This is a genomic window from Flavobacterium sp. TSSA_36, assembly GCF_051547165.1.
Lineage (GTDB): Bacteria > Bacteroidota > Bacteroidia > Flavobacteriales > Flavobacteriaceae > Flavobacterium.
In genome coordinates this window covers 936,401-948,902 of the sequence record NZ_JBPTTP010000001.1, presented here as the reverse complement: position 1 = coordinate 948,902, position 12,502 = coordinate 936,401, and the positions used below count along the sequence as shown (strand labels likewise).

General features: G+C 35.9%; 6 protein-coding genes. 1 reads left to right on the top strand and 5 read right to left on the bottom strand.

The annotated features are described in order from the left end of the window. Positions 1–1,086: 1,086 nt before the first annotated feature. The 4 genes from ACSVH7_RS04000 to ACSVH7_RS03985 are packed head-to-tail and all read right to left on the bottom strand — an operon-like array spanning position 1,087 to position 8,850. Entirely contained in the window at positions 1,087–2,031 is a 945-nt protein-coding gene (locus tag ACSVH7_RS04000) for a lipid A deacylase LpxR family protein (protein WP_438065391.1), read from the bottom strand. After that, positions 2,028–2,777 carry a monofunctional biosynthetic peptidoglycan transglycosylase gene (gene mtgA, locus ACSVH7_RS03995; protein ID WP_438065390.1) on the bottom strand — a complete coding sequence of 250 codons (750 nt, stop codon included), beginning with the start codon at positions 2,775–2,777 and terminating at the stop codon, positions 2,028–2,030. The genes ACSVH7_RS04000 and mtgA overlap by 4 nt, the downstream gene beginning before the upstream one ends. Before the next feature lie 50 nt (positions 2,778–2,827). After that, on the bottom strand, positions 2,828–7,711 hold the full coding sequence (locus ACSVH7_RS03990; RefSeq protein ID WP_438065389.1) for a choice-of-anchor J domain-containing protein: 4,884 nt from the start codon (positions 7,709–7,711) through the stop codon (positions 2,828–2,830). A 14-nt stretch (positions 7,712–7,725) separates the two neighbouring features. Further along, the gene (locus tag ACSVH7_RS03985; RefSeq protein WP_438065388.1) at positions 7,726–8,850 is read right to left on the bottom strand and encodes an NAD(P)/FAD-dependent oxidoreductase; all 1,125 of its coding nucleotides are present in this window, start codon (positions 8,848–8,850) and stop codon (positions 7,726–7,728) included. A gap of 389 nt (positions 8,851–9,239) precedes the next feature. On the opposite strand from ACSVH7_RS03985, the gene ACSVH7_RS03980 reads away from it, so the two are divergent. Next, on the top strand, positions 9,240–11,141 hold the full coding sequence (locus ACSVH7_RS03980; protein ID WP_438065387.1) for a S9 family peptidase: 1,902 nt from the start codon (positions 9,240–9,242) through the stop codon (positions 11,139–11,141). 80 nt (positions 11,142–11,221) lie between these two features. On the opposite strand, the gene ACSVH7_RS03975 is transcribed toward ACSVH7_RS03980, so the two are convergent. After that, entirely contained in the window at positions 11,222–12,487 is a 1,266-nt protein-coding gene (locus ACSVH7_RS03975; protein WP_438065386.1) for a DUF4374 domain-containing protein, read from the bottom strand. Positions 12,488–12,502 lie beyond the last annotated feature (15 nt).

Below are 12,502 nucleotides of genomic sequence, written 5' to 3'. Positions count from 1 at the left end.
AGTACTAATTTATGTCATTAAAACACACGTTTTAATTCGTGATTCATTAGTGAATTCTATCTAACTCTATTTTTAATCTTTGAAAATCAGCGAATCAGCGGCAAAAAAAAAGTTAGTCAAGCTGCGGTCAAAGTTTTTCCACTTTCTTGAAATTCGTGGTGGGTATTCTTAAAAGCGAATGCCCTGACTTCAAACCGTAAACCTAGTCTTGCAGAGAAATCTAGGGTAAACCCTTTGATCGAAATTTAGAAATATCGTACTGATTACCTACTCCCACATAAAACCGCCATTTTAACCACTCTTTAGGTAACATCTGGATTTTACCTAGCGAAATCAAGGCCTTTTTTAAAAATAAAAAAAATTAACAAAAAAAAGTAAAATATCACTAAAAGTAGGTATTGTTTGGCGTATAAATATTAATCAAATTTGCCCTGTAAAGAAATATAAATGATAAGTATTCGTTTCATGGCACAAATCAAATGGTTTATACTTGCGCTAATAATCACATTTGTTCTCGTTAACAGTTTTGAAACCATCTCCTTCGGGAATGGTACTTTTTTTGAAGCGCAAACTACGTTCTTAGGATTAAATTTGTTTTTGGAAATTTTAATTTTTTTGGCCTTTAGTATCTTTGTGGTATTTGGTATTAAAGGCTACTTTGAGTTTTACTCAAAAAAAATATCAAACATCATCATTACCGTTACGGGATCAATTTTGTTCATTGGTATTCTATTTTTGTTGTCTCAAATACTGTTACAAGAATAAGCCTTCATGTACAAGTCATTTTTTTACAAATAAAAAACATCCTTTGCGGGATGTTTTTTTTGTTTTAGAGGGCTGCCGTTTGAAAGAAATATGAAAACTCCTAATTCAAAAATTGCCATTGATTTTAAAAAAGAACACAAAATCAGTATTCTGTAGTATCAATCTGTAGTTCTTTTACATCCATTCTTCTGAAAAACAAAAAGTACTTTCTAGCCCTGATCGCAGCGGCATCCTTTGCTTTTTTCTTTTAAAAAAGCAAAGATATAGCGTAGAGCAGGACGAGGCGTTGTTATGAAAAGGAAACGATGTGCTCCTGACCAATTACCTAAAGCTGTAAGTAAGTCCAATTGAACCATAATAATACCCCGTATTGACCGGATGATTGACCTCTTTAGAGCGGTAGAAAAAAGTATAATTACAATTGAAATGGTTGTAGCGGTACTTGATGCCCACGGCCGTGTGCCAGCGCCAACGAATCAGGTCTAATTCTACGGGGCTTTGCGTCCCAAAAAGGCTGCCTTGAACCGTTGCGTCATAGGCTTGGTACTGCAAACTGGGCTGGATAAAAAAGTACCATTCCTCAGTTTTGGGAGTGCCTAAAACGCCGCCGCTGTAAAAATTAGAATGAGTTATGGGTTGCAAATTTTTCAAACCTATTCTAGCAAAAAAACCTGAATTAAGAGCTGTTTGCACGGTTCCTAAAGTGGCTTGTCCTTGAAAATGAACATCAAAATGAGGTGTGGTTGGATTTGAAAAAAGCTTTTGGGAAAAGCGAAATTGAGTTTGTAGCGCTAAGGTATTCTTGATTTGGTTTTGCCACCCTTCCACATGGCGCAACGAAAAAGCATCGTGCAATCCGTTTTGCATTTCTTCAGCATACGAATTGGGACCAACATAACCTATTTGCACGGCTCCTTGATAAACGCTATTGTTTGCCATAAAAAACGTTTGATTGGCTTCGCCAAACAAATAACCCGCAAAAGGGCGATCATTGTCTTTAATGGCGTTGGCCAATCGGGTTCTGGGAGTGTAAATGTATTGTGCTAATCGGAACTCTGTGGTTTTTTTGAGCAAAATGGCCGAAGATTTAGCATTTAAATAGTTATAAAACAGCGTAATTCCATTGGTATAATAGCGATCATTTTTTACAGAAGCATACAAATCGTTATCGAGCTCTACTCCCACTTGCTTGCTATCAGAAGTTTGTGCTGAACCCAAAAAATGGATCCCAAACAGCAGTAAAAACAAGAGTTTCGTTATTCTCATTTGTAGTTTATAGTCCCAACATGATTCATCACACGTACGATTTTGGCTTTTCGATTGTTGATATAAGAAGACGAACTTGTGGCTTTGTATTTACGCGGGTTGGGTAAAATAGCGGCGATTCCTGCGGCTTGCATTTTGGTCAAACTCGAGGCGTCTTTTCGGTACCAATATTGGGTGGCTGCATGTGCTCCATACACCCCATCGCCCATTTCGATGCTGTTCAAATAGACTTCCATAATGCGTTTTTTACCCCAAATCATTTCGATTAGCACTGTGAAATAAGCTTCTAATCCTTTGCGCAAGTAACTTCGTCCTTGCCATAAAAAGACATTTTTGGCGGTTTGCTGCGAAATGGTACTTCCTCCTTTTATTCTTCGGCCTCTTTCGTTGCTTTTGTAGGCTTTTTGCATCGCCAGAAAATCAAATCCATTGTGGGTCAAAAAGGTACCGTCTTCACTGGCGATTACGGCTTTTTGCAAATTCATAGAAATATTTTCGATGGGTTCCCAATTATGACTAAAATGATTCTCTTTTCCGTTGGATACGTTTTCAAAAAAACGAATCACCATCAGTGGTGTAAAAGGAACAGGAACAAATTTAAACACCACCACACTAAAGATGGAAAGTCCAAAAAACCAAAGCAATACTTTGAAAATAAAGCGTTTTACCTTACTTCCAAAACTAGATTCTTGTTTTTTTGCCGGTTTTTTAGTAGGTGATTTTTTTGGGGTAATCTTGGTTGCCATTATATTTAATTCTATTTATTAATTGCAACCATCCAAACTAGAGCTTACAATTATTTTTTTATCACTTTAAAAATTTCTTTCTTTTCTTCACTTTTTAAAACAATCAAATATAAACCAGCTGAAAATTGTTTAAAATCGACCGATATTTTTGAATCTGAATATTTATTCTCAAAAAGCAATTGTCCGTTTACATCATAAATTTCTAAGTTCGAAATTATTGAATTACTTTCTATATTTAAAACATTTTCTATTGGATTTGGATAATATTTAAAATCTGTTGTTTTATTTTCATCAATCGACAAACTTTTGACTGTTTTAGCAAAGCTAAGATTGTCTAAATATGCAGTATCTCCTAAATAAGATTTTCCGATATGCTGCAGAGAAATTCTAATTTCTGAACCGACATAAGGAGTTAAGTCAAACACATATTTTTCAAAATTATCTCCAATATTTTTTACGGGTTTTAGTATTGTACCTATAACGTTTCCGTTTACAACAACTCTAAACATCGATTCCGTATTACTGGTAACAAAAGTTTGTTTCAAGTCAAAACTCATAAATAAAGAAGTTGCATTTTTGGCAGCTACTTTTGCATTAATTTTTGTAACACTCCTTTGATTTACTTCCCAAACTGAAATTGAACTTTCTGTTGTTTTACCAGAAACAGAAGCATTTGCAACAGTTACCCACTGATCAGAGCTACTATTCCCATTCATCACAACAACTTTATTATTGATGGATTGACTTTCAGATTCAACATTAATATAAGAATCTCTAGTTTCTTCTATAATTATATCATCTGAAATTTCATTTTGAAAATCATAAAAAGTTGATTCTTTACTTCCATCAACAGACACTTTATACCCTTCCTTTAATTCAAATTTATCTGCCAATAAATTAGGAGAGCTGGAGTTTGAAAAATTCATCAAAAAACTATAATCACCAGAAACCATAGGAGTAAAGTAGTAGGAGACATCACTATAATTATATTCTGTAAGTCTTCCTGAGCCCGATGTTGAAACGTTTGTCTCCATATTGTAGTCGTTCTGTCCTCTACCTACAGAAAGACCGACTCCTTGCGTTCTGTATTCGTAACTATTTCTGGCTTTTAAACTAAATTTGTATGTTGTTCCGGCAGCAAGAAAAAACATTGGCGTCATCAATTCTGTGCGATGACTCCCTTTTATATGTAAATAACTTGTATCATCATATCCACTACGCATATAATCTGGACCAAAATTATATAGTTGATCTGAAATATTAGTCTTTTCTAATTTCAGATCTCCATACAAGAGTTTAAAGCAGTTTGGCAATACATTTGCTCCATAATTTTCTAAATTACTAAAGTTTTCTATCCACGGCAGCGATTTACCTTTGCAAGTAGTTTCAATTTTTTTAGGTCCCACCACAATCGAATTTCCAGAGCCACAAACTGTTTTTAGATAAAACTGATAAGAAGTTCCTTCTTCTAAATTAGAAATCTTAATTTCATTTGCATTAGCAACAGCGATTTTACCTGTCCCAGGAACAAAACCCGTTAGACCATATTCAATCTCAACTTTTTGTGACGTTTTATTTTTAGAAGTCCAATTTATTTGCAATGATTCGTTGTTTATTTTCGAGAATACAACATCGATAGGATCGTAACAAGACAAAGTCTGATCGTAATGAATATCGTCAATTAAAACTCGATTGGTTCCTTGAAATTCTAAATTTTCAGCTACAAATCGAAATGCGATTTGTTTATTAGCTCCTTTATACTCAGAAAAATCAACATTTATTTCTTTGCCATATTTAGGTAGATTTCGCAATTCTTCTAACGAAACAGATTGATAAGGCTCAAAAGTACTTATGTCAATTGGATTCTTAATCGTTCCAATAATCAAGGTGCCAAATTTCAAATCGATAGTATTTATTTGCTGATTAAGCCAAAACTTGATTTTTTTATTCTGATCAAAATCTTCTAAATAAGGCGATACTAAAAGTGCCGTATCAGCATTGTTTTGGAGATAAAAGGTGTTTGGTGCACTGTTTATATTTGGCAAACTATATTCGTACACCTGTGTATCAAGAAAACTATTTTTAGTCCAGCAAAATCCTGGAGGTTCATTCGTTGCAACATACTGATCAAAATTTTCTACAAAAGGCGATTTTTCTGTACAGCCAATTTTAAAGGTGTAACGATCTGACCATTCACTTACAATTGTTTTTTCACAATATACTCGCACACGATAGTCATAGATTCCTTGTACTAAACCTTTCAGGTTATAAGGATTAGTATTCACATTGACAATAGTTCCTTGACCATCTGTAAAACCTTTTGGTCCATACTCTATATCCCAACTTTGTGATCTGTTTTTTGTATTATTATCTCTCCAATCCAAAGAAGCGCTATCAGATCCTGATTGTCTGGCCCCTAATAGTCCAGATCTTGGACATTCATTTTGAACATATTCAAAATCATCAATATAAAAGTAATCCAATCGCTGATTTTTGGAGCTATGTTTGAAACCAACAAACTTATCTGTCCCATAATAATCTGAAAGCTCTACTTCATATTTGATCCACTTATCGATATTTTCTACAGGAACTGTTACAACCTTATAGGTCGTAAATGTATTATAATCTCTAGGATCAGCTAATGTACCGATACTGACTTCTATAGGTTTTTTTGAAATTCCGGCTCTGGTTTTTAGCCAAAAAATAACTTTTTTATAGTGGTCAAGATCTTTCAGCCTTGGAGAGACCAATACAACACGATCAGCATTTTCTCCAGTACCAGCCGGAAAAGGATCGTCTGTTTGGTTGGTTACACAAATAGATTTTGTTCCACTATGTATCAAAGTTCCCGCATTCCCTTTTATGTCAGAAATATAACGATTTTTATTATACCATCTTTGATTAAAGTATGGTACTATTCGGGTCCAACAGCCTGATTTTTCAAAAGAAGAATTTTCAAAACCCTCAGTGTAACCAGCCGTAAACCCTTCGCAATTTGTTCTAAAATATCCCCTGTCTGACCATGGGCTGTAATTACTTCCACATTTAGAACGCACATAAAAGTCATATTCAGTGTCCCCTAATATAGATTCTGTAATTTTAAAAGGATAACTCGTTATAGTTACGATTGTTCCTTTTCCATGCTCAAAACCTTTCGGGCCATATTCTATCTGCCATTCTGAAGCTGGTTTATAATTATCCCATTTTACTATTGCAAAATCATATCCAAAATCAACTGTCACTGGATTTAAGGGCTCAGTACAAGAAGGCGCGCTCTCATAAATAAAATCATCAATATTAAATTGCGATTTGCCTTCATTATTATACCTAATTGCAATGTAATGATGATTACTACTTTTTATATAATTATCTAAATAAACGGTATGCTCTTTCCATTCTGACGATTTATTATCATTTTGAAGTTCATTCATTTCTGAAGGCAAAATCGACTTTAAGGCAACAAATGTTGAGGCATCTTTAGGGTCAGACATTGTGCCAATTGTGAGGCTTGTGCGGTTATATGTATCCTCTCCACTATAAGTTATTAAACTAAACTTTATTCTTTTATCAGCATCTAAGTCTCCAATATATGGAGTGATAAGATAAGCTTTGTTTACATTTAAGGCCCCAACAAAATCAGACATTCTAATACTTGCCTCACCTGTTTTAGCTATAAGTTTTGGTGTTGTTCCAAGATTTTCCATGCTAGATCTTACCAAGCAACTATTTTCAATTGTACTCCAGCAAGGATCAACATATTCTGTACCTTCAAATGATGTACTGTAATTTCCAGAAATTACAGTACATGGTGTTTTAAAACTAATCGCTTTTGTCCAATTAGAATATAAATCATCAATACAATGAGCCCTTACTTTGATTTCGTAATCTGTATTTCCAATTAAATTTGTTAGAGTGTAAGAACTGCCCTGAATCTTTACAATTTCGGTCGTACGACGAACAACATTAGTTACACTAACTTCATAATCATTTTGATTTTGAGAATCAAAACTTATCTGAGCCGAATTCTGTCCTACATTTGTCAGCGAAAAATTAGTAAGATCATAACAATTAGCAGCTGTTTCGTAACTAAAATCATCAATACTTATATTCTCATGGGCACCATAATATTTTCTTTTAAATAAAAACACAATATATTGATCACCACCCTTATAATTATTAAAATAAACTGTTTTTTCATGCCACCCAGAGCCTTGTGTATTTTCTATACGGGAAAGCAAATGAAAAGTACTTAGATCATTTGGGTTTGTCATTGTTCCAACGAGCAATTCGATATCACTACCATAGCCAAAAGTCCAAAATTTTATTTTTCGATCGGTTGCCAAATCATTAAATTTTGGTGATACTAAAGCTATTTCAGAACCATTCTCATAATTATAATTTGTCATTCTCATTGAAAATCCTGGCTTATTATTCTCACTATGATTGTCTTGACTCTGATAAATCCCTGCAGTGCTCGAAGAATTTGTATAAAGTAAGCCCCTCCATTCTAATTCTGTTTCACTTTGAGTATCAAAATTTGTAGTATATCCTACTGAAAAAACTTTATCACTTGTTGGGAAAATTGTTTTTGCCGAAGACCAATCTGTCCACACAAGATTATTATTAGCTAAATATCTTTGTCTAACTCTAAAATCATAGCCGTACAAAGGATTTACCGTGAATCGATAAAAGTGTATTCCTGAAACACTTATAACAGTCCCCTGTCCGGATTTAAAACCAATTGGGCCGTATTCAAATTGCCATTCATAAGTTGACGTAAAATCATAATCATTAAAGGTGACCTCAACATCTCCAGTGTAAGAAACGGTAACATTAAAACTAGAATCAGCAACTTTTGTTTCTGCAATTGGGTTTGCTCGTAAAAAAAATAGGTTAAAAATAGAAAAAAGTAAAACAAGTCTAGTTTTTTGCATGCTTGGGATTGTTTTTAATTATTGATTGGGATTAAATCTGCTAATTCGGTTCCTATTAAACTGCCAATTGCTACGCCCATTCCGCCCATTCGAACCCCACAATATACATTCTGGGACAGGTTGGTTACTATAGGATTTTTGCTAGCGCCTATTCCCATAATTCCGCTCCAACGGTGTGAAATTTCAATATCTTGATTCGGCAAAATTACTTCTTTTAATAACTGTTCCAATTTTTTTTGAATAATTTCGGTCTGCCCCATTTCGGTGGTGGTTTCTTCTTCAAAAGCCAAGTTTCGTCCACCGCCTAATAAAATTCGGTCACCAATATTTCTAAAATAATAATACCCGCGATCCAAATGAAAAGTCCCTTTGATGTCCAAATTCGGAATGGGTTCTGTAATCAGTACCTGAGCCCGTGCGGGTTTTACTTGTCCTTGTGTGAGTTCGGCAGCGAAACCGTTGGTAGCAAACAATAACTTTTGGGTCACAAAACTAAAATCACCCAAAGCAACTTCAACACTTGAACCCTTATCCTCAAATCCCGTAACCGTTTGCTGGTTCAAAATCAAAATATTCGCCGCTACGGCTTGACGCAACAATTCTTGCATCATATTTCCGGTATCAATTTGTCCTTCGAAAGGATTAAAAATTAAATATTCTTTTGTCCCTTTAAATCCAAAACGGTCGACTTCCTTGGTAAAAACGCCACCTCTAAAAATAGGATTCAGAATTTCATTGACAAAAGCCATTTTGTTGACACACTCGGTGTACAAACTTTCCTCCTCTTCCAAAAACAATTCATAACCGCCAAAAGGCTTGTAATCCAAAACCACATCAGGAATCCGTTTGCGCAACAATTGCAAACCCGACCAACGCTTTTGCACCAAAGCAATTACCTCTTCTTCAGTATGGTTTTTTAGATCTTCAACAATCTCCGAAAGACTTCCAAAACAAGCAAAACCAGCGTTCTTGGTACTGGCGCCTTGTGGTAACATTCCTTTCTCTAACACCAAGATTTTGGCCGCTGGAAATCGTTCCCTCAATCGTAATGCGGCATGCAAACCCACAATCCCACTGCCTACAATCGTATAATCTACGTCGGTAAACCAATTTTTTATTTCCCAATAACTCAAATGCATCTTTCGAAAATTTTTATAAAAATACTATTTTTTAGGAGCTATTTCCAGCTGTCCACTGTATCTTTTCTATTTTAAAGAAAAATAGAAAAGGATGCCGTTCCCATCTGGGCTAAAACGAGGTGCACCACAAGATGTTTGATTTACAGAATTAAAATCAGCGCCAACAATAAAATTCAAAATGGAACACGGATTACGCGGATAAAATGGATTTTACACGGTTCACAATTGAATGTAAACTCATCAAATCCGTTCTAATCTGCTTCATCCGTGGCATCCGTGGCCAATTAATTTATTTTACAAGCTATTAAGCTTTTAAAGCGAGCAATGAGACTACTATCCAAAACAAGTCGATTTAAATCATTATTTTTACGTTTTTAAAATTGAAAACAATGAAAAAGATTCTTTTATTAACCTTATCCATGATGAGTTTGACAACAATGGCTCAAAACACACTGACCCCCGAGCTACTCTGGAAACTAGGTCGCGTAACACCTCTAGGTATTTCAAAAGACGGAAAAAACGTCATTTATAAAGTTAGCACACCCTCTGTGGCTGAAAACAAATCCAGCTCTAAGTTCTATTCACTTTCCATCGAAGGCGGAAATGCCACTGAAATTAAAGACACCAAAGGGCTGCTAAACGACAAAAACACCTCGCCAGACGGAAAATATCTTGTTTATAACGAGGAAGTAAAAATCGATAAAGTACACGGAAAAGATTTCTATCCCGAACTGGAAAAATCAAACGTACAAATCTACAACGGACTCGATTACCGCCACTGGGATACTTGGAATGAAGGCAAATTCAACCACGTTTTTTACAAAGAAAACAAAGATGGTACCACAGGAATCGATATCCTAAAAGGAGAAAATTTCGATAGCCCACAAAAACCTTTTGGTGGCGACGAAGATTATATTTGGTCACCAGACAGCAAAAGTATCTTATATGTATGCAAGAAAAAAGCAGGGACTCAATATGCCATTTCTACGAATACCGACATTTACGAATACCAACTCGAATCTGGCAAAACCATCAACCGAACTGAAGGCAATTTAGGGTACGACACGGCTCCTCAATTTTCACCGGCGGGTCACTTGACTTGGTTGCAAATGAAACGTGATGGTTATGAAGCCGATAAAAACGACATCATTGTAGATTTCAAAGGCTTCAAAATGAACCTTACCGCCAATTGGGACGGAAGTGTAGACCAATTTATGTGGAGTCCAGACGGAAAAAATGTCTATTTTGTAGCTGCAGTAGACGGTACCAAACAATTGTTTGCAGTAAACTTCCCCGGAATGACTAGAATTGCGGTAACGGTACGCCAAATTACCAATGGTGATTTTGATGTAAGTGACATTATTGGCTTTTCTGGCGACCAAGTTTTGATCACTAGAACCGATATGAATCACGCTGCAGAAATTTTTTCTTATAATTTAAAGAAAAACACGTGGAAACAATTGTCTAATGTGAATACAGCAACCTACAATACTTTAGCGTTAAGTAAAACCGAACGTCGCTATGTCACCACAACCGATGGTAAAAAAATGTTGGTTTGGGTGATTTTGCCTCCGAATTTTGATGCATCTAAAAAATACCCGACGTTGTTATACTGCCAAGGTGGACCACAATCGCCTTTAACACAAAGCTATTCTTTCCGTTGGAATTTCTCTTTGATGGCGGCTCAAGGCTATGTAGTGGTAGCGCCAAACCGTAGAGGAATGTACGGCCACGGACAAGAATGGAACGAAAAAATATCAGGTGACTGGGGCGGACAAGTAATGGACGATTATTTATCAGCGATTGATGATGTCGCCAAAGAATCGTATGTAGACAAATCACGTCTGGGATGTGTAGGCGCTAGTTACGGTGGCTATTCTGTCTTTTATTTGGCTGGAATTCATAACAATCGTTTCAAAACATTTATTGCTCACGACGGGGTTTTCAATACGCAAAGTATGTTTGGCACCACGGAAGAAGTCTTTTTTAACAACTGGGATTTTGGAGGAGCGTATTGGGAAAAAGACAATAAAGTAGCGCAAAAATCATACACTACTTTTAACCCAATCACTCTGGTGGACAAATGGAACACTCCTATTTTGATCATTCAAGGAGGAACTGATTTTAGAGTCCCAATTGGCCAATCGCAAGAAGCCTTTCAGGCGGCACAATTACGAGGGATTAAAAGTCGCTTTTTGTATTTCCCCGAAGAAAACCATTGGGTATTGCAACCACAAAATGCTCAAGTTTGGCAAAAAGAATTCTACAAATGGTTGAAAGAAACTTTATAATTCAAAAATCGTTGCTTTTTGATTTTAAGGAACAAAATACTCGTTGGGTGAAAATTAAATTTCACCCAACGAGTTAATTACTATTCTAAATAGGATACTGCCGCAACTCCTTCAGCATTAATAACCAAACCTGCTTTTGCACTAGCTTTTGCAGGATCAATTACATAAATAGTAGGCTTAGCGCTATCGGTGGTAATTGGGAAATACATTTTTCCGTTTTGAGCAAAAGGCAATCCCGTGGAAACAATATTTTCTTTGGCTGGAAAACCAGAAGAAAGCCAATTGAATTTCTTGGAACCCATCTTTACTACGGCATATTGTGTAGCTACACTTTCAGTAGTAATCGAATCATATTTTTCGTTGTAGTATTCAAGTAAAAAATAATCTTGTGTGATGGCCCAAACTTTACGGAAACGGTACCCTCCAGAAGCCGCTTCAAGGTCCCAATAATAGGAGTCAAAATCAGTCCCTCCATTTGGAATACGAATTACCCCTGCATTTTTGGTCGACGTATTTTCATAAGCTCCCGAAAAAACATAGACATTATTGGAATCATCTTTACCTATCTGAGAATAATAGGAGGAGCGATAACGCCCAGCTGAATACCCTATCCGATTGTCTTGAAAAGAACGAATGATGTTTAAGTTTTGATCTAATTCAAAAATCCAGCATTCGTCAGGGTTACCTACAGTTGCAGTTGTACTTCCTCCTTCAGTAATTACTTTACCATGAGAAAACACACCTGCTGTTAAAAATGTACCATTTCCTCGATCGACTATTCCGCTAATTGTGGCGCTTTCTTTCACTCCATCATAGGTAGCACCATTTAGTCCCGTTGTAGAAAGGTATTTTGTTGTTACCGCATTACCATTGTTTTGATCAATAAAATAGGCAATTACTCCATTTGTACCATCGGTTAAGGTTTGTCCACTTCTGGCTGCTACTATCCTATTTTCAAAAGTTCCCCAAGTACCATAGCCCTTTTCCAATTGAAATTCATTGTTCGTTTTTTGCAAAATACCTTGTGAATTTAATCCAAAAGTCATCCCTATTGATGGATCTCCTTGGCGGTATTGCATGGCGGTTACCGTTTTTGCTTTGTTACTCACAAAAGCGGTAAAAGCATATGGTTGTTCGATGATACCTGCTGTACCCACAATAGAAGCCGTCCCCGACTCTAAATCAGGAACTGAAAACAGATAAGTAAAATCACCTTGTTGGGCAGCTACAAAATAATTTCCTTGTGTTGTTGTACCAGAACTACTATTGCTATCATCGCTACAACTTACATTTAGGCTTAAAGCAAAGGCTAACAATATTGTGCGGATCAATCTTCTCTTTTTCATTTTAGTGGTATTAAG